A 19,465-nucleotide genomic window follows, 5' to 3' on the forward strand; every position below is an offset into this window, starting at 1 on the left:
TTATCTAACTTCTTTTTGAATCTTCTCTTTTAGAAAATCACTAAATTTGAGTCCTGTGTTTTCTAGCATTTTTGGAAACATTGAAATACTTGTCATACCTGGAAAAGTATTGATTTCATTTAAGTAGATATCCCCATCGCTTAAGAAGAAGTCTATGCGTGACAGATGTCTTAGCTTTAGGCATTTGAATGCTGTCTTAGCTATAATTTGCATTTGAGAGATCTGTTCATTAGTTAACTCTGGCGCCTCAACATAAGTTTTAGCTTTTGATTGCTCACTATATTTTTGCTCATAATCATAAAATTCATCACTTGCATTTACGATTTCACCAGGTTTAGATGCGTGGAGATTTCCTTCTTGCTCAAATACTGCAATTTCTAGCTCACGCCCTTTAAGTGTTCTTTCAATGAGAATATCATCGCTATACTCGAGTGCTTTATTGATTGCATCCACCAAATCTTCTCTATTTGTTACGTGGTAGCAACCTACTGAAGAGCCCTGACTAGCAGCCTTGATGAAAACGTCATTATTTGATTTTTCAAAAAAATCCACAACTTCACTTCGTTCATAAGGTAAATCTTTGTGAATCGACATCCACTTCGTATTTGGTATACCTAGATGATCAAACCATAACTTTGTCGTTACCTTGTTAAAACAAATACTACTTCCTTCATGGCGTGGGCCAAGGTAGGGAAGCTTATGCATTTCAAGGAAGCATTGTATTTCTCCAGTTTCTCCTGGAGGTCCATGAATAACTGGAATGACATAATTGATATATGGCCTTTCTGTTGCCGTTTCTAATATCTGTCCATTTAGGCTAACTTTTTGACCGTTTAAAGTAAGATCCCCCGACTTTGTCATTTCAACGACAATAGGGTTGAACTCTGGATTGATGGCGACTTGCTCTTTTATATATTGAGCAGAGCGAAGAGACACTTCATGCTCAGTAGACCCACCACCACATATGATTAAGATATTTTTCCTTTCCATGGAAACCTTCTTTTAAAGTGAATATATAAAAAACCCTAAAGCTTATGCTTTAGGGTATTTTAAACTATCTAGTGCCTTAAGTTTCTCAAGCATTTCTGCATTCGTCCAATTGAACGAACCTTTTGCTCCATGCTTTCTAACTGCTACGGCATTGTTTTCAATTTCACGATCACCAACAACGAACATGAATGGAATTTTAGACTTTTGAATTTGGCGAGTCTTATATCCCATTGTTTCATTACGATCATCTACGCTTACACGATAACCTTGCGCAAATAATTGCTCTTTAAGTTTGTGAGCAGCTTCCCCGTGTGCTTCATTATTAACTGGAACAATAACGATCTGCTCTGGTGCTAGCCAGAAAGGGAAAACACCTGCAACGTGCTCAGTGTAAACACCAAAGAATCTCTCAAGTGATCCAAGTAGGGCACGGTGTACAACAACTGGTCTTTCTTCGCCACCGTCTGCCGTCGTGAATTTAAGATCAAAACGGTCTGGTAGTTGGAAGTCTAGCTGAATTGTCCCAAGCTGCCACTTACGTCCAATTGCATCTGCAACCTCAATATCAATTTTTGGTCCATAGAATGCACCGTCACCTTCTTTGATAACATAATTGTGACCAGAAGCTTTTAGTGCTTCTTCAAGTGCGTTCTCTGCAATATCCCAAGTCTTATCATCACCAGCTTTCTTTTCTGGACGAGTTGATAAATTAACAGTGATATTATCGAAACCAAATAGCTCGTAAGCTGTGAAGATCATCTTCATTGTTCTTTGAATTTCTTCTTGAACTTGATCAAGTGCTAAGAAGATATGGGCATCATCTTGGCAGAATGAACGCACGCGAGTTAGACCTGCTAGTGCACCTGCTTTTTCATTTCTGTGAAGACGGCCAAAGTCCGCATAACGAAGTGGTAGGTCACGGTAGCTATACTTATAGTGCTTGAACATTAGCATGTGACATGGGCAGTTCATTGGTTTTACCGCATATTCACGATCGTCAATCTTTGAAAAGAACATGTCGTCTTTGTAGTGCTCATAGTGACCAGAAGTATGCCAAAGAGAGCTATCTAAGATTTGAGGCGTGATAACTTCATCGTATTCATAGATACGGTATAGTCTTCTAATATAGTTCACAAGTTCGTTAATAACGATTGTTCCTTTTGGCATAAAGAAAGGAGCACCTGGAGCAACTGGCTCAAAGTGGAATAATTCTAGTTCTTTTCCTAACTTTCTGTGATCACGCTTTTTTGCTTCCTCAAGCATCATAAGATGTTGCTTAAGTTCTTTCTTATCTGAGAACGAAGCAGCATAAATTCTTTGCATAACTTCACGCTTTTCATCACCACGCCAGTATGCACCCGCAATGCTAAGAAGCTTAAAACCTTGTGGTAGGTCAGTTGTATTTTCTACGTGTGGCCCACGACAAAGGTCAATGAATTCACCTTGTGAATAACAGCTAACTTCTTCGTCTTCAGGGATTGCTTCAATAAGTTCTACTTTAAGTTCCTGACCTTGCGACTTGAAGAATTCAACAGCCTCAGTTCTAGTCATAACTTTTCTTTCGATTGGTAATTTTTCTTTGATGATTGTTTTCATCATATCTTCAATTTTTGGAAGATCTTCCTCGCCCAGGGTTCGATCCATCAGAATGTCGTAGTAGAAGCCATTTTCAATAACAGGTCCAACGCCAAATTGAACGCTCTCATTAGGATAAAGTCTTGAAATTGCTTGCGCCATTAAGTGGGCGCTCGAGTGTCTGATTGTGTCTAAATCGTACTTGGGCATGTAATCTCCATAAAATTTTGGAATAATTCCTACTTTAAAGGCCCATAATATCAAATAATTAAAGGGTTCATCAATATTTTGAGTGTAATTATTTTAGTTATTATAAAGAGTTTTGACGGGCAGCGTGATGACATGTTATGAACATGTTGTGGTAAGATTCCACAAAATTCTCACAGCGGAATAGAAATAGGGAGTTGATATGCAGATTGTCGGGGGACAAGAATCTGGAAATAGTGTAAACAGCGGCTTTAAGACTGAGGTTTTAGGCTTTCTTGGTCATGGTGAAGGGCTTATTCCTTCACAAGATATTTTGACTAAGTTAGAGGTTGGTAAGGCTTATTACCAATTAGGAAAACTTCATTATGATAAAGCCGATCTTAATAAGGCCGAAGTAAACTTTTTAAAGGCCATCGACTGTGCTGAGTGTCCTCAGGATAATTATCGCGTTTTAAAAATTCTAAGTTTTCTTATTAGAATTGCTGCTGAAAAGCTTGAAGATGAAAAAGCCGCTAAGTATGTAAATCAGAGTGAGAATATCATTAATGACTTACAAGTAAACCTTGGTAGTCTTTCTGCTGAATACTTCTATTATGCAGGTTTAATCAAGTCGTATCGAAATGATTTTGCAGGTGCATTTAGCGACTTAGAGCTATCTTATAATAAATCTAAAGAAGAAAATGATCCTGATCTTCACTCAAAGTGTTTATTGGCCCTAGCTAATAATGCTTATAATAGAGGTGAATTCGACCTTTCTCTTGATTACATGGCCCAACTGGATAACTTATTAAAGATTATTAATAAGGAATATCTTGGTGGTTCGATGCATATGACTTATGGAAAAATCCTAATTGCCAAAGGTGATGTGGAGGCTTCTTTAAAGCACTTCAATCTTGCTAATATTACACTTCAGAATAAGAAGTGTTGGAATCTTTATGGTTATATTCTTTTAGGAATTGGTCAGGTTGAAAAAGTGAAGGGTGATTATGATAAAGCTACTCTTTACTATAACCTTGCAAAGCAAGCAGTTGATTCAACAACGTTTAAGCGTCTAACTAATGTACTTGATGCTGAAATTCATGAAGTTAATGATTCAAGTGTTGATATTTACCTTGATCGCAATAATAGAAAAGTGAAAGAAAAGAATATTGGTGTTATCGACTTTAAGCACCGTTTTGTTCTTCTTGAAATTCTATTCTTGTTAGCTAAGAACCGTGGTTCTTTTTATGACAAAGAAGATCTGGCACGTGAGATTTGGAAGGACGAGTACAATCCACTAATTCACGACAAACTTATTTATACGTCAATCTCTCGTCTAAGAAAGCTTATCGAGCCGAAAGACAATAGTAATACGAAGAGAAAGTACATTATCCGTGGTAAAGATGGATATACTTTCAACCCAGACGTTAAGATTCGTTATCAGATGGAGACAAAACTTACTGCAGGTAAAGCTGTAGCAAACGTTGACATTAGTTCTCCAGTTTAATTAGCATTATACTTAATGCGATTTATTCTAGTTTCAATATTTTTAATGAATACATGGGCCCTCAAAGATAGGGCCCTTTTCTCTGTAAATGGCCAAATCTATTTCGGTCAAAACACAAATGATCTTTTAAAGGCTTACAATCAAAGTTTGTGCCTGATAGGGAAAAAGAACTATATTGCTAAGTTAACTGGCCTAGCTCCTGCTCTTGAGCAAGTTACAATTGCGCCAGAGTCCCTTAATGCAAAACAGAAAGACTTAATAAAGAGAGTATTATTGCTCTCAAAGTCTATGGATTTAGAAAGTGAGTACGCTTCGTATCCAAAGTTTGGCACTTGTAAAATAAGTAAAGAGCTAACTAAAAAAGTGGTTCAGATTTATAACACAAATTACGAATTGAAGAAGAGATACCAAAATTTTCTAGAAACTCATAAATTAGATAATGGCCCTTATATAGATGAGGAATATAAAGACTTCGTTTTAAAGAATGTTGACTCAAGGTTATTCTTATAAAGATGAAAGAATTCAAAATAGACTTAATAAGTAATATTGACGAAGAGATACTGTCGAATTTATGCGATTTTGAAGCTGCATTTTTCAAATGGCCTTGGTCAAAAGAAAATTGGCAACAATTGGCATCCTCTGGTCGAGACATTTCATGTATCTGGGCCGAAGATGATGAAGTTGTGGGAATTTGTGTGTTTGAGGTGAACCAACCAGATTTTTGTCATTTATATAAAATTATCGTTCACCCTGACTTTAGAAGACGCTCAATTGCCAAAAAGCTATTTGAAGACATGCTGAGTCATTGCAAGAGTGTTTTTAATGGCCAAATATTTCAAGTTTATCTTGAGGTGGAGGCTTCAAATGAGGGGGCCATCAGGTTTTATGAGAGATTGGGCCTTGAAAAAATTCATCTAAAGAAGAATTTCTATGCAGATGGGAGTAGTGCTGTTATAATGCAAGAAGTCGTAAGCTGAAGTTGTTTTCATAAGTTATCAATGACAAACCTTGACAAGATTTCAAAATCTTTGATAATTAATAAGTACTTAGAAATTAGAAAGTTTTTTTCAGGTTTTTGAGTAAATAACGATTAGTTAAATATTTAACAAGATATAATCGGGTAGACTTTTAGGGCTACCCTTTTTTTTTATTTTTATAGGCTTTTTTGTAAAAGCATATGGGATGCGTTTTAATGGATTTAGATATCTCTTATTCAGGTATGGAACAAAAATTTTTCGAACTTGCTACTGAAGTTGTAAGTGGGGAAGGTTACCTTCTTTATGATATGGAGTATATCAAAGGTTCTAAAACTTTACGCGTCTACATAATGAATAAAGAGACAAGAACAGCTGTAATCGAAGATTGTGTGAACGTTGACCGCGCTTTTAGTGAGCCAATGGAAGCACTTGATTGGATTCCAGATGATATTGTTCTAGAAGTTTCTTCTCCAGGAATGTTTAGAAAAATTAAAACAAGAGAGCACTTAGAGTTAAGTATCGGCGAGCGTATTCTTGTTCAACTTAATAAGAAATTTGGGGATCTTTTCCCAGGTGAAAAGTTTGATAAGAAAACAGCAAATGCTAAGAAAGTTATTTGTAGCTTAAATAGCTACGGAGACGACTATATCGACGTGACTCTCGATAGTGATTTTGATTTAAAATTAAACTTAAATGATATTAATAAGATCGCACTTGAACCAGAAGTGTAATTGTTTGAGGTGAAAAATGAGTTTCTCAGAATTAAGTAAAATTATTGATGTGTTAGGTAAAGACCGTGGTATCGATAAGGCCATTATCGTAAACGCAATTGAACAAGCTTTCTTAGTAACTGCTAGAAAGAAGTTTGGAATTCAAGGTGAATACGAAACTCGTTATAACGAAGATGACGATGATGTAGAGATCTTCCAATATAAAAACGTTGTAGATGAAGTAAGAGATTCAATTATTGAAATCAATCTAGGTGATGCTAGAGAGCTTGATGAAGATGTTGAAATCGGTGACCAATTAGGGATCAAAATTGAAAACCCTAACTTCACACGTGTTGACGTACAAACTGCGCGTCAGATTATTATGCAAAAAGTTCGCGATGCTGAAAGAGAAATCCTATTCTCTGAGTTTAAGCACAGACAAGGTGATCTTGTAACTGGTATCGTTAGAAGATATGAGCGTGGAAACGTGGTTGTTGATCTTGGGAAGGCCGATGCTGTTCTTTCAAGAAGAGAGCTAATTCCTGGTGAGCAATTTAACCCTGGTGACAGAGTACAAGCTTACTTAACTGAAGTAGTTATGACTAACCGTGGGCCAGAAATTAGACTTTCAAGGACTTCACCAATGTTCCTTGTTAAGCTTTTTGAAATTGAAGTTCCAGAAATTCAAGATGGAACAATTGAAATCAAATCAGCTGCACGTGAGCCAGGTCAAAGAGCTAAAATCGCTGTTCAATCAGTAGATAAAGATATTGATCCAGTTGGTGCTTGTGTTGGTATGAAAGGATCACGAGTTCAAAATATTGTTAATGAACTACAAGGTGAAAAAATTGATATCGTAAGATGGAATGATGATCTAGCTACATTTGCTATTGCAGCTCTTGCTCCATCTGAAATTGAAAATATTTCTATTGATCATGATTCAAAATCAATGGACGTAATCGTAGAAGAAGATCAGCTATCACTTGCTATTGGACGTCGTGGACAAAACGTTCGTCTTGCAGCAATGCTATCTGGTTACAATATTAACATTATCTCGAAGTCTAAACTTCAAGAAAAAGTTAATAAGTCAGTTGAGAACCTGCTTCAAATCCCATCTGTTACAGATGCAATGGCACAAGTACTTGTACAAAATAGCATCATGGCAATTGGTGACTTCATGGCAACTCCTGCGGATGAAATTGCTACTATGACTGGTGTTGATGCTGCTACAGCACAAACTGCAATTGATGAAGCTGCAAAGTTAGTTGAAGAAGGAACAATTGAGCTTCAACCAGAAGGTGAAGAAGAATTAGTATCTGCTTCTGCAGTTCCTAAGTACCTAGGTATTATTAATAAAGAAGGTGCTGAGCAGGAAGATGAAGGTTCAGACAAATTTAATGAAGCAGAAAGAAGATTAAGAGAAGAATTAGCTGCATTTAAAATTAAGTAATTTTAAAATAGAAAAGTGTAGTCATACTACGGAGATAAAATGCCTAAGAAAATATTTGAATTGGCCAATGAACTCGGAAAGAAGCCATTAGACCTCGTAGAAGAGCTGAAGTCACACGGATTCTCAGTAAGAAACCACATGTCGGTATTATCTGATGAAGATATTACTAAGTGGGAATCACTTACTGGAGGAAGTGCTGGAGATGCACCTGCTGAGAAGGCGACAAAGAAGAAAACGGTCAAAAAGAAAGCTGCAAAAAAGGCGACTGTAAGAAAGAAGTCTGCGGCACAAGCTGACGATGATAGTGAGGAAGATAAACCTGCTAAGAAGACAGTTACTCGTAAGAAGAAGACTGTTGTACGTCGTAAAGCTTCATCAAAATCTTCGGAGGCAACTTCTGATGATGAAAACACTGAAGCTATTGTTGAATCTTCTGAAGATATTGAAGTAAATGCAGAAGAGACTGTAAGTACTCCTGTTGCTGAAGAAGCTCACGCTCCTGAAGTAGAGGAAGAAAAAGAAGTTGAAGCTAAGGAAGCAAAAGAAGAAGTTGCTGTCGAGGCTAAGACTGAAGAGAAAAAAGCTTCTGAAGAAAAAGAAGAGAAGAAAGAATCGACGACTCTAGATGGAAAGCCATTTGGTCTAAGAATTGTTTCAGCTCCAACTAAAGAAGATAAAGAGAAAGCTGCTGCTCGCAAGGCAAAGAAAGCTGCTACTAAGGACGAAGAAGTTCAAGATGATATCAACACTAAAGCAGGTGTTGTTGAAGGTGATGAAGATCGTACAGCTAAGAAGGATAAAAATCGTCTAAGTGGTCTTGCTTCTATGTTAAGTGCTAAGAAGACGGTTAACCGTTCACAAGCTCTTAACGAAGAACGTGCAACTTCAGAGCTTAAGTCTTACTCTTCACTTCAAGGTACTGGACGCCCAATGTATACTCAAGTTAAGAGAAAGCGTCAGTACTCAGGACCTTCGAAATCAACTGAGATTACAGAAGTAAAAGAAGCAAAGAGAATTATTAAGCTTCACGGTGGTGCTTACGCTGAGCAATTAGCGAAGAAGCTATCTATTAAGCTTAAAGATATGATCGATAAGTGTCTTGACCTAAATCTACTTGTTAGAAATGGTGACTATATTGGTCTTAAATTAGCGGGACAAATTGCGTCTCTTTACGATTATAGAGTAGAGGATCAGACTTTTGATGAGGATGCGGCACTTGGGAAAGAATCTCTTTCTGAAGAGCAACTAAATAAGCTTCCACTTCGAGCTCCTGTTATTACAATTATGGGTCACGTTGACCACGGTAAAACAACTCTACTAGATTATATTAGAAATGAATCGATTGCTGCTGGCGAAGCTGGTGGGATCACTCAGCACATTGGAGCTTACTCGGTAGATGTTAAAGACTCTAAGCTTACTTTCCTAGATACTCCAGGTCACGCGGCCTTTGGTGCTATGAGACAGCGTGGTGCTGATATTACAGATATTGTTATTTTAATTGTTGCTGCTGATGATGGTGTTATGCCTCAGACTGTAGAGTCAATTAAATACATTCAATCTGCAGGTAAGCCTTTAATTGTAGCGGTTAACAAAATGGACCGTGAAGGTGCTAACCCAGATCGTATTAAACAAGCTCTAACAGAATTTAATATCACTCCTGAGGAATGGGGTGGGGAAACTCAATTCTGTCATATTTCTGCACTTAAAGGTGATGGAGTTGATGAACTTCTTGAAGCAATTGCACTTCAAGCTGAAATCATGGAGCTTAGAGCTGAACCTAAAGGGCCAGCTGAAGGTGTTGTTATTGAATCAAGAATTGAGCACGGACGTGGTCCTGTTGCAACTGTTCTTGTTCAAACAGGGACACTTAAAAAAGGTGACTCAATTGTTGTTGGAGAAACTTTTGGACGTGCAAGAAGTTTAACTGACCATAAAGGTGTTCAACATAATAAAGTTGGGCCTTCGATGCCAGTACAAATTATTGGACTTGCAGAAGCGCCATCTCCAGGAGATAGCCTAAACGTTGTTAAAAACGAAAGAGAAGCAAAGAAGATTGCTCAAAACCGTATTGATGAAAGAATCAGAATTGAAACTGCAGCTCAGACTCAAGGGCCAAAAGTTTCTCTTGAAGACTTCTTTGCAACTGCTGTATCAGATGAGGGACAAAAGAAAGATCTTAACCTTATCATTCGTTCAGATGTTCAAGGATCTTTTGAAGCGATTAAATCTGCTATTGAAACAATTTCAAATCCAGAGGTTGAAGTTAAAGTTATTCGCGGTGGTGTCGGTCAAATTAGTGACTCAGACATTGAACTGGCAAATACTTCGGGTGCCTTTGTTCTTGGATTTAATATGAGACCATCAACTTCTGCACGTAAGCTTTCTGAGCAGTATGGAATTGATGTTAAGACTTACTCAATCATCTATGAACTAATCAATGATGTGAAACTAGCTGTTGAAGGTCTTCTCGATCCTGAGTTTACTGAAGAGTATATCGGGCGCGCGGAAGTACGTGATACATTCTCTGTTCCTAAAGTTGGAACAATTGCTGGTTCAATTGTTGTTGATGGTGCCATCCAAGTTGGTTGTAACGTACGTCTTCTTAGAGAAGGTAAGATCATGTTTGATGGTAAGATGTCTTCTCTTAAGAGATTTAAAGATGATGTTAAAGAAGTTAAAAATGGTTACGAATGTGGTGTTGGCCTAGAAAATTACAACGATGTAAAAGTTGGCGACCTATTCGAAGCATATAAACTGAAAGAAAAGAAACGTAAGCTTGAGGATGTTTTAACAGCAGACTCACCAATTCTTTAATTCGGTTGGAGATGTCATGAGTGGCAATAAGAAAAAACTTCAATATGAAGAACAAATTAAAAATGAAGTAAATCAATTACTTCGTCGTGGACTAGATAACTCTGCGTTCACATTTTGTTCGATTACTAAGGTTGAGATAAGCCCAGACTTTTCTACGGCAAAGTTATATTGGGATACATTCGATCCTTCTAGAAGAGGTGATATTGCTAAGGCGATGGATACTTCTCTAGGTAAAATTAGAAGTCACCTTGCTAAGACTTTACAAGTAAGACACACACCTTCATTAACTGCTGAGTATGACTCGCAATTTGAAGATGAGCAGGAAATTGAAAAACTACTGCAATCTGAAAAAGATAAAGGAAAGTCTTTCTAATGGCTTCAAGAAATAAGAAATTTAAGGGCCCAATCTTTGGGCCTTTCTTTTTTAAAGTTGATAAACCAAAAGGGATAACTTCCTTTGATGTTATTAGGCGCTTTAAAAAAAACCTTCCTAAAAATATTGGTAAGATCGGACATTTTGGAACTCTTGATCCATTTGCAACTGGTCTACTTGTTATTGGTATTGGACCTGCAACAAGATTAAATCAATACACTCAAATTGATTCAAAAGAGTATATTGCGACAGGAATTCTTGGTGTTAATTCTCCAACAGGTGATTTTGATACTGAAGAAGGTACAATTGAAGAATTAGAGTTTTCTGACGTAAGCTTCGATGAGGTAAAGAGTCAGCTTGAAACTTTTATTGGTCCGTATATGCAAAGCCCTCCCGCTTTCTCAGCAACTAAGCACGAAGGCAAGGCGCTTCATGAGTGGGCACGAGAAGGTGTCTTTATTGAAAAGCCACCTGTTGAGCGAACAATTCATGAAATTGAACTATTAGAGGTTCAGGGCCGTAAGATCGTCTTTCGTGTTTGTGTTTCTTCTGGAACTTATATCCGAGTTCTCTTTGATGACCTTGCTAAGAAATTAGGAACAAGAGGTGCTCTGGAAGACTTAAGACGAACTAATTCAGCAGGAATTGATTTAGAAAATAGTATTGATTTGGCAATCTTTGATGATGAGAATTTCAGCGCTAATGATTTTTTATTGAATTACACAAATCCGATAACTGAACTTATTGGATTTGAAAAAATAGAATTAGACGAGGCCATGAGCCTACGTTTTGTTAATGGCCAAACATTAAAAATGGATGTGGCCGATGGCCACTATTGGATGAGATCGCAAAATCAAACACTTGGACTCGCGGCCGCAAATGGTGGACTACTTAAGAGTTGCGTGGGCTTTAGTCCAGCTGCGTTAGATAAAATCGATTTAACTATGTGTAATTCCTTAGACGAATAATTTTAATTCGTGCTATACTCTAGGAAATTACAAGTGAAATTTAAGGAGATAAAGTGAATACTACTTTAATTGCATTAGCCATTGCATTATTAGTTGTAACAGGGATGGTTGTCCAACTAGGTGTTTTAAGCCTTCTTTCAGGTTCATTCTTCTTCCTATTTGGGAAGTCGAAGTTTGAAGTTCTAAAATCTTCAGATGATGAAAGTTTTGCTTTTGGTTACCGTTGGAATAATTCTAGGCAGCCTGCTAAGTTTAACCACGTTACGGTAAGGCTATTCAACCCATTTGGTAAGAAAACTCAAGTAACTGTTTCAAGTGACTTTGCTGTTCAAGATTCTGACTTTGGTATTGAAGTTAAAATGGGACCGGCTTTTAAAGATATTTTAGAGCTTGAAAACCTTGATTCTTCAACAGTTGAAATCGAACTTAAGTCTAAAGACGGTGTTACTCAATCTCGCACAATGAAGGGACGCAAGTTTATTGAAGCATTCCGTGGTGCTGAAAATACTGTTGAAACATTTAATGAAAAATATGGTTACGTAAAACCAAAGATGTTTTATCACCAAACAACTCGTTCATTTATTGCAGATGCCATTCCACAAGGTGATATTCCTGTAGGACTTAGAATTTCTGCAAACCCACAGTTTGCTGGTGAATTCGCTGGTGCTGCTGGTGCAGGAGCTCCTGCTCAAGAAAACTTTGCTGTTTCTAAGGTATGGATTGAAGAAGGTTGTATTGTTTGTAACGCTTGTGAAGGTATTTACCCTGAAGTATTCGAAGTTACAGATACTAACTGTGTGATTCGTCCAGATGCGCCACTTGATAACGGACTTTTAATTCTTGAAGCTGCTGAAGCTTGTCCAACTGAAGTTATCAAATTCAATAAAGCATAATTCAGATTTTAAATTTTGATATAAATAAGGCCCTCGAAAGAGGGCCTTGTTGTTTCTATTTTCTGTTATAATTATTAAATGGAAGTAGATAAATATTCAACACTCTTATCTCCTGTTGATAACGAGCATTTTAAACGCCGTTTTTTCTTAACTGGAGAACCAATTAACGAATCCCTTATAACCAATGTTTTCTTTGTTCCTAGGGCCGGTGACAAGTGGCTATACCTTGTTAAAGACAGTGGTAAGCTTGACTATCCTGGAGGAGAATTAAGAGAAGGGGAAAGCGTTATTTTTGGTTTAGAGCGAATGCTAGGTCTTGAACTTGGCATTAGTATGAAAAGTATTAACAAACTTGGGCATTGGATCTTAGAAGATAAATACGAGACGCCCTTGCGAGAGCATTTTTCTCATCCTATCTCAGCTGCTGTCGTTTTCACTGGAGATGCAAATTTCGTTAACTCTAATAATTTAAAATCAGCTACCACTGAAGAGGTTTGCCGACTTCTAAAGTCAGAAAACCGCCATTTACAAGCAGATATTTACTTAGCTTGCGCTGAGTATTTAGAGTCTTTGGATTAATTTAAGACGAAGGGGATACATGAATAGAATTACTCTAAGATATTTAACTCATGAGGATAAGGATGAATTCTTTGCTGCTTTCCATGAGGACTGGGAAAACAATTTTGACTTTGTTCATTACTGGGAAACTCTAGCTAATAGAGAGTTTGAGAAATATGTTTCGATAGCTCCGGAGTTTGCAAGGGGAATTCATATTCCAAAAGAGCACGTAGCTGCCGCATTACTTTTTGCCTTCAACGAGGACGGGAGAATAGTAGGCCGTACATCAATTCGTTTTGAATTAAACGATCATCTTTTAAAGGTTGGTGGCCATATTGGTTATGGAGTATGCCCCAGTTTCCGCCGTCAAGGATATGCGACTCAAATCCTTGCTGAGTCCTTAAACTACGTTAGGGCCAATATTAAGGGCCTTAAAAAGGTTCTTGTTACTTGTGATGAAGGTAATATTGGATCTGAGAAGACAATTCGTAAAAACGGTGGCCAGCTTGAGAATGTTATTGAGGTTGATGGTGTGAAGAAGATGAGGTTTTGGGTCGAGTTGTAATTTTTTAGGGACTTTAATTCAATGAGTAGTAGTGTGGTTTTTGAAGTTGGTTACCCGAAGGCTCCCTTTATGTTCAGGAAGAATTGTATGCCTGCAAGAGGCAGGAGCCGAAGCAGGCTGTGGTCGCCTCTGGGTTGTTCGGCATCATTTTGCCATCGTGGTTTTAAATTATAACATTCTTTAATTCAATGAGTAAGTAGTGTGGTTTTTGAAGTTGGTTACCCGAAGGCTCCCTTTATGTTCAGGAAGAATTGTATGCCTGCGAGAGGCAGGAGCCGAAGCAGGCCGTGGTCGCCTCTGGGTTGTTCGGCATCATTTTGCCATCGTGGCAAATGACGCCTCCAAAAAAAGAAACCCGCCTGGACAGGGCGGGTTTCAAATTTAAGAACAATTTATCGGTAGATGGTTCGGATTATTTTCCTTCCATCGGATTAATTAGTCTGAAGTATAATCCAAGAAGTTTTACGTTTCTCTTCATATCTCCGTAGAAGCTATCTACATCTTTAGTAACTTTCATTTTCGTCATCGCTTCACCAACTAGCTGATCCATTTGCTGAATCTGAGCGAAGCTGTTTTCTTGGATATCTCTTAAGAAAACATCTCCTAACTTGATTTGCTCGTTATTATTTAGACCTTGGATGATCTTTGTAATAACTGGTGCGAATAGCTCAACTTGACCTTGCTCGTTCACAGAAGGCATTGAAAAGTTGTTCAGAAGGTTAGTGATCTTATTGTCTAAGTAAGTATCCTTGTTTCCAGTCTTTGCCATTTGAATCATATCAACTGTTGAACAGTATTGCTCAGAAAGACGACATGCTTCAGCTTCAAAAGCGATTGGAGCGATTGCCTGGCTAAGTACTTGGTTAATGTATTCAAGTGACACACCTTCAAGACCAATCTCATTCATCATTGTTGTAAATTGTGCTGATACAAAGTATGAACCAGCTTGTTTTACAAGTGCTCTTTGAGCAAGGAATCCTGCAATCATCTCTTTTTGATTTTGTGAAGCAAGAAGAGCGTTGATCTGAGCGAAGTATTTCTCCATCTCTGATTTAATTGCTGTTGCATCACCAAGAGCTGCTGCCATATCAAGCTCTGTCTTTTGAGCTTTCATTGTATCTTCAGTTGCACCTTGTGCCGCTGGAGTTTGAGCAAGTTGAAGTCCTGCGATTTGTGCCTGCTCCCATTCTTTAAAGAATGTTGACCAACGCTCATCGTGAGAGATTAACTGCATCATACTCGCTTTCTTAATAACGTTACCAGCTACATATGAATCTTGTGCGTAAGGTACATATGCTTTTCTGATATCAGTTTTCTCTGCTACATAATCCTCTGGGATTTGGTAAGTTTGCCCTTCGTGCTCAAAAGTCTCAGTAAGTAGGTCGTTTTGAGAAATGTGGTTTACCCAAAATGCACGAGCAGGGTTAGCTGTTTGTTCAAAAGTATCAATGTTACCGTAAACTAGACCACCGATAGCAGCATAGTTAGTTTCAACTTCACCAACTTCAACTTTAAAAGCTCCGTTAGTTAGTGGGATATTACGTCCAGTTTCTGGGTCATATACTAGTGGTGTAACTTGACCAGAAAGAACTTCTCCAATTGTTGATTGTACAATTGAATCTTTAATATCAATTCCAAATAGGTACTGCTCTAGTAACTGGTATGGAATTCTTAAAGAGTTTGAACGGTACTTATAAGAGTACGACTCTGACTCTGTAAGTGCTACAAGAGCTGCAGCCTTATCATATTCAACACCACGGTTTTTAGCTCTGTATGAATCACTATCTAGTGAGATTGCCTCATTCCACTTAGTTTCAACAACCATTGGTTTTTGCGTTGCTACTTGTAGAACTGTTCCATCTTCAGCTGTTACTTCAGTTTGAGATGGTACAAGAGTCGAAACAAATCTCTTGTTTCTTTGTGCTTCAGTATCAAGTCCAGCACCTGGAGTGATATCTGGAGTTGCAACTACCGACTGTAGGAAGAATAGTGATTTAATTACACCATTAACTAGGTCGTTAGTTGTTGCATCATGAGTTGCTTGATCTGCTTGAGAGTACAACTCTGGAGTATAAATTAGGTGGTAGAATACCTCTTCATTCATCATTCTTAGCTTGTAGAACTTGTCCATTAGCCAACCAAATGCTGCTCCACCGTAGAATTCCTTACGCTTACCTGGGAAGTAGATATACTCATACATCTGACGGTAGTCAGCAATTTGGTAATCTACGATTTCTTCAAAAGATGAACCAAAGTCGTGTCTGTTACACTGAGGAGAGTTTCCAGCGTCCTCATCTGAACAGAATCTAATTCTCTTAAGACCAGCTTCCGCCATAAGTCTATGCTTAGAGATATTTGATGGGTTTCCGTTTTCTCCAACTAGTGCATCAACAACATCTTTAATTCTTACTAGGTGATAGTATAGACCTGGTTCGAATTCAGACTCTACAGAAGATACCTTAACGTCAACACCGTTGATCTCTACAGATTTCTTTCTTGAGTTTGTGTAACCTTCAAGTTCAACCATCCCTGTATAAGCTGCACGTAGTGCGTATACATCGTATGGAGCTAGACCATCGTAAGTAGCGTGGTCATCAATTGTATAATCCATAACAGAAGATGAAGTTCTCTTAGTTTCTTTTTCTCCTGGGAATACCCAGTTCTTCTTATCAAATGATCCAACGAAGTTGTGACGTAGACCAAGGTTGTGTCCAATTTCGTGAGCAAGAGTCGGCATCCAAATATCAATTAGGATATCGTTCTTACCTTCGTCAGTTTGTGCCATCTTTAGAACATCGTAGTTCTTAGCAAGATTACTTAGAGCAAACTCAGCTGTTTCGTGGTTACAAATTGGGTTTTTATTACCTTTTGCATCGTACTCCATTGAGTGCTTGATCTTCGCTTGAAGGGCCTCAATTGAGTTGTCACCATGAATCGCAGCTTGTAGTGCAACATCATCTTTATTAGCAATTGCTTGCCAAGCAGCATGTACTGCTTTTGCTTCTTTTTGGTTAGCTCTTGTGAAGTTAGAAAGAACTTCATCTTTATCAAATGAGCTAGCTCTAAAGTCGTTCTTCATTAGACGGTGAGCATCTTTGATTTTCCCCATCTGTGAAGCGATATTTGGACGCTTAATTGTGTTAAGTAGGCTGCTCTTTAAGTTAGTATGAGCAACACCATGACGGTGAGATTTCATCTCAGCTTTCTTTGTGCTTTGAGATACTGTTTCACCTTCAATTTCAACTTCAACTTCATCAGAGTCAGCAACTTGTGTATTTTGTCCTGCCGCTTGAGTCTTTGCCTTGTGCTCAGCTAGAGCATCTTCAATAGCTTTCTTATTAAGCTCATCAGCAAGGTTTTTAAGCTCTTTAGTTGGAGTAATATTCTTAATAAAGTTCTTCTCTGCGATGGCCTTATCAACCATCCAGTTAATTGAAGACTTCATGTTACCACCGTATAGGTAAACAGAAGCTGATTCAACAACACCATTTCTTGGGTTAAATGACGGTCCACCAAGTCCAATGATTGAACTTGAAGTTGCTTTTTCTACCCAGTAGATGTGGTTACGTTGTAGATCACCAAGGTGAGTTTTTTCTACTACCTCGATATTTACTGAACGTGACTCACCATCAAGATTGTGAGTAAGAGAAAGATTCTTCGTTCCTGCTGGAATTGAATCATCTTTTTCTATTTTAAGAGTGATAATATCACCACGTCCTTCATATTGTGTACCTTTGAAAGCACGCTTGAAGCCTAGGTTGATATCATCAACAACTTTTTGAGAAGAAACGATAATCTTATTTCTTAAATCAAGTTCTGTTTGAGTCAGTTTTCTAATTAGCTTCCCATCTTTATCATATTTATTTGATGGAATACCTGTAAGTACGTACTCGATATTTTTACCATTTCTGATATCAAATACCATTGGTAGATCTACCGTTGTATCAAAGTCACGAGTTTGCTCAGTGTATCCTTTTGGTACTAGCTTAGAACCAGTGAATAGACCAAAGTTAAACTTCTTTTGTACTTCGTAAGAAAGGTTTTGCTCTGGTTCTTCGAACTCTTGATTATACTTCATGAAAGTAGTTCTTTCTTTGAAAGTCATTGTTTCATTCTGTTGTCCCCAGTAATCTCCACCGAAGTCAGCACAGTTAAAGAAGTTTCCTTTCTTATAAGTTGATTGAGTAGAGAAGTTAAGGAATTCATCTCTTCCGTCAACTACTTGTACGATGTCACTTACTTCTGTAAGACCATGGGCCTTACCTCCACCACAAACGCTCATTAGGTAAGGGTCTAGTGACGTAAGAACATCACCAATTTGATCGTTTCCAAGATTAACTACTGCAATTGCTCTCTCATCATTGTGACTTGCTGGAACGTAAACGATTCCACCTTTGTCATTCTTACTTTCACGGAAGTATTCTGCTTCAAAAGCTAGTAATGGTTCAGTGTCAAGATCAGTTGATCCTGTCTTATCAAGTAGTGGTCTTGATCTTTTTACTAGAACACGATCTGGCTCAAAGTGGAACTTAACGATTTCAACGTGGAAAGTCGCTTTAGAACCTGCAAAACTGTAGTTAAAGATATTTGGAGAGTCTTCTAATACTCTTCTAAAAGTGAATTCTTGATTCTTAAATTTTTCAAGTTTTAGCCAAGCTGTCGATAGCTCTTCTCTGATCTCAGTTGGGTAAATCTCTTCTGGTTGAGAGTCTTTTTCTAGTTGAATGAATTTTGCATCTTCAGCAACTGTACTAGAAGAGATTTTCGTCTCAGCTAGGATCTCATCATTATCATCGATATCGTACTTGAATTTAACGTACTTAATTTTTTCAGAAATTTCTGAACGTAGGAAACAGTTATCAAGAGCGATTCTAGCTCTCTTTGCTGTATCAGCGTCACATCTAGAAAATAGTAAGTTAAATCTTTCTGCACGAACTAATTTTTCTTCGTTATCAGTTAGGTCTTCTTTCTTGATAACACGAGCAAAGTAAGCTTTGCTTTCATTGTCATCAAGAATAACCTTGATTAGATCCTTGTTTTCAAAAACATGACCATCATGCTTAGACGTTGTGAAAGCATTTTCGTTATTAAGGATTCGGTCTTCAAGTTGTCCTACTGTGAATAGGTTATTTTCAACCTTGTCACGACGGTAGATTGTCGCGATTTCTTTTTGATCCATTCCGAAAACACCTGTGTAAGTTCTGTTTTCGATTAGGTAGTCAACTTTATAGTGAGTTGATTCCGAACGGTCCTTCTCAACATATCTGATATGTCTTGTTTTCTCATCAAGATCATTCTTTACATTTTCTCTTTGGTAGAAATCAACACCGTATTGAAATAATGGAATACGATCAAGCTTTGAAGCTTTAACTGGAAGAACATCGCGAATGATTTTATTAGAAGCGCTAAGAGTTTGTGCACTAGCATTTACTGGAGCAATATACGCTACTAGGTAGTTTGTTGTAAGATCAAATGTAATCTCAAATTTCTGACCTTCTTTTTCTGCGAAAATAAGAAGATCTTTTACAAGAACATTATAAGTCTTATCATTAGAACTAACGATTTGAGTTGAGTAAAGAGTCTTTGCTTCACTTCCAACACTTGTGTCGATTAGGTCTGTTGAAATTCTGTTTTTAGAAAGCTCTTCTTGAGTCGCAACTGCTTTTGATTCAATAACTAGCTTAGCTGAAGTAACAGAGTTCTTAGTACGGTAACTTTCTTGTGCAAAATCAGGCTCTTTGTCCGGAAGAGTCTTTGCACAACTTGAAAGGATCGCTGCCAATGCGAAAGCATGTGTAAGGCCTCTGAGCATTCCAAACTTGTTTTCATTTTTGATTTTCATTTTTTCTTCTACCTTTGTTCTTTTTGTCATTTGTTCTTCTTTCTCTTTGTCTTCGTT

14 protein-coding genes are annotated in these 19,465 nt (G+C 37.7%); 11 read left to right on the forward strand and 3 right to left on the reverse strand.

The window, feature by feature from the left end; genetic code table 11:
- Window positions 1-990 (reverse strand): D-alanine--D-alanine ligase, encoded by a 990-nt coding sequence (locus tag ABMA70_RS00135; RefSeq protein ID WP_103216977.1) that lies wholly within the window; start codon window positions 988-990, stop codon window positions 1-3.
- Between the two features lie 42 nt (window positions 991-1,032).
- A complete protein-coding gene (thrS, locus tag ABMA70_RS00140; protein ID WP_392992242.1) occupies window positions 1,033-2,775 on the reverse strand; it encodes a threonine--tRNA ligase in 1,743 nt (580 codons plus the stop codon).
- 199 nt (window positions 2,776-2,974) lie between these two features.
- Between thrS and ABMA70_RS00145 the strand changes: the two genes are divergently transcribed.
- From ABMA70_RS00145 to ABMA70_RS00195, 11 genes are all read left to right on the forward strand, one after another.
- Window positions 2,975-4,258 carry a winged helix-turn-helix domain-containing protein gene (locus ABMA70_RS00145; protein ID WP_392992240.1) on the forward strand — a complete coding sequence of 428 codons (1,284 nt, stop codon included), beginning with the start codon at window positions 2,975-2,977 and terminating at the stop codon, window positions 4,256-4,258.
- A 15-nt stretch (window positions 4,259-4,273) separates the two neighbouring features.
- Window positions 4,274-4,768, forward strand: coding sequence for a hypothetical protein (locus ABMA70_RS00150; RefSeq protein ID WP_392992238.1), 495 nt, complete (start codon window positions 4,274-4,276; stop codon window positions 4,766-4,768).
- A 2-nt stretch (window positions 4,769-4,770) separates the two neighbouring features.
- Window positions 4,771-5,235: an N-acetyltransferase gene (locus tag ABMA70_RS00155; RefSeq protein WP_103216981.1), complete on the forward strand. Its 465-nt coding sequence runs from the start codon at window positions 4,771-4,773 to the stop codon at window positions 5,233-5,235.
- A 215-nt stretch (window positions 5,236-5,450) separates the two neighbouring features.
- Window positions 5,451-5,966: a ribosome maturation factor RimP gene (rimP, locus tag ABMA70_RS00160; RefSeq protein WP_392992236.1), complete on the forward strand. Its 516-nt coding sequence runs from the start codon at window positions 5,451-5,453 to the stop codon at window positions 5,964-5,966.
- A 16-nt stretch (window positions 5,967-5,982) separates the two neighbouring features.
- Window positions 5,983-7,395, forward strand: a complete 1,413-nt coding sequence (gene nusA / locus ABMA70_RS00165) for a transcription termination factor NusA (RefSeq protein WP_103216983.1) — start codon at window positions 5,983-5,985, stop codon at window positions 7,393-7,395.
- Between the two features lie 39 nt (window positions 7,396-7,434).
- On the forward strand, window positions 7,435-10,209 hold the full coding sequence (gene infB / locus ABMA70_RS00170; protein ID WP_103216984.1) for a translation initiation factor IF-2: 2,775 nt from the start codon (window positions 7,435-7,437) through the stop codon (window positions 10,207-10,209).
- 16 nt (window positions 10,210-10,225) lie between these two features.
- Complete coding sequence (gene rbfA, locus ABMA70_RS00175) at window positions 10,226-10,582, forward strand: 30S ribosome-binding factor RbfA (protein WP_103216985.1); 357 nt, start codon at window positions 10,226-10,228, stop codon at window positions 10,580-10,582.
- Complete coding sequence (gene truB, locus ABMA70_RS00180) at window positions 10,582-11,550, forward strand: tRNA pseudouridine(55) synthase TruB (protein ID WP_392992233.1); 969 nt, start codon at window positions 10,582-10,584, stop codon at window positions 11,548-11,550. The genes rbfA and truB overlap by 1 nt, the downstream gene beginning before the upstream one ends.
- 53 nt (window positions 11,551-11,603) lie before the next feature.
- Window positions 11,604-12,443 (forward strand): ferredoxin, encoded by an 840-nt coding sequence (locus ABMA70_RS00185; protein ID WP_199177516.1) that lies wholly within the window; start codon window positions 11,604-11,606, stop codon window positions 12,441-12,443.
- 78 nt (window positions 12,444-12,521) lie between these two features.
- A complete protein-coding gene (locus tag ABMA70_RS00190; protein WP_392992230.1) occupies window positions 12,522-13,022 on the forward strand; it encodes a hypothetical protein in 501 nt (166 codons plus the stop codon).
- Between the two features lie 19 nt (window positions 13,023-13,041).
- A complete protein-coding gene (locus ABMA70_RS00195) occupies window positions 13,042-13,566 on the forward strand; it encodes a GNAT family N-acetyltransferase (RefSeq protein ID WP_392992229.1) in 525 nt (174 codons plus the stop codon).
- A 412-nt stretch (window positions 13,567-13,978) separates the two neighbouring features.
- On the opposite strand, the gene ABMA70_RS00200 is transcribed toward ABMA70_RS00195, so the two are convergent.
- Window positions 13,979-19,438, reverse strand: a complete 5,460-nt coding sequence (locus tag ABMA70_RS00200) for a zinc-dependent metalloprotease (RefSeq protein WP_392992227.1) — start codon at window positions 19,436-19,438, stop codon at window positions 13,979-13,981.
- Between the last annotated feature and the right edge of the window lie 27 nt (window positions 19,439-19,465).

Origin of the sequence: Halobacteriovorax sp. XZX-3, from assembly GCF_043196495.1 — a bacterium.
In the GTDB taxonomy this organism is placed as follows: domain Bacteria; phylum Bdellovibrionota; class Bacteriovoracia; order Bacteriovoracales; family Bacteriovoracaceae; genus Halobacteriovorax_A.

Excerpts from the sequence above, each read along its gene's own strand:
- ABMA70_RS00135 (WP_103216977.1), bottom strand. The coding sequence starts at position 990 with ATGGAAAGGAAAAATATCTTAATCATATGTGGTGGTGGGTCTACTGAG.
- thrS (WP_392992242.1), bottom strand. The coding sequence starts at position 2,775 with ATGCCCAAGTACGATTTAGACACAATCAGACACTCGAGCGCCCACTTA.
- ABMA70_RS00145 (WP_392992240.1), top strand. The coding sequence starts at position 2,975 with ATGCAGATTGTCGGGGGACAAGAATCTGGAAATAGTGTAAACAGCGGC.
- ABMA70_RS00150 (WP_392992238.1), top strand. The coding sequence starts at position 4,274 with ATGCGATTTATTCTAGTTTCAATATTTTTAATGAATACATGGGCCCTC.
- ABMA70_RS00155 (WP_103216981.1), top strand. The coding sequence starts at position 4,771 with ATGAAAGAATTCAAAATAGACTTAATAAGTAATATTGACGAAGAGATA.
- rimP (WP_392992236.1), top strand. The coding sequence starts at position 5,451 with ATGGATTTAGATATCTCTTATTCAGGTATGGAACAAAAATTTTTCGAA.
- nusA (WP_103216983.1), top strand. The coding sequence starts at position 5,983 with ATGAGTTTCTCAGAATTAAGTAAAATTATTGATGTGTTAGGTAAAGAC.
- infB (WP_103216984.1), top strand. The coding sequence starts at position 7,435 with ATGCCTAAGAAAATATTTGAATTGGCCAATGAACTCGGAAAGAAGCCA.
- rbfA (WP_103216985.1), top strand. The coding sequence starts at position 10,226 with ATGAGTGGCAATAAGAAAAAACTTCAATATGAAGAACAAATTAAAAAT.
- truB (WP_392992233.1), top strand. The coding sequence starts at position 10,582 with ATGGCTTCAAGAAATAAGAAATTTAAGGGCCCAATCTTTGGGCCTTTC.
- ABMA70_RS00190 (WP_392992230.1), top strand. The coding sequence starts at position 12,522 with ATGGAAGTAGATAAATATTCAACACTCTTATCTCCTGTTGATAACGAG.
- ABMA70_RS00195 (WP_392992229.1), top strand. The coding sequence starts at position 13,042 with ATGAATAGAATTACTCTAAGATATTTAACTCATGAGGATAAGGATGAA.
- ABMA70_RS00200 (WP_392992227.1), bottom strand. The coding sequence starts at position 19,438 with ATGACAAAAAGAACAAAGGTAGAAGAAAAAATGAAAATCAAAAATGAA.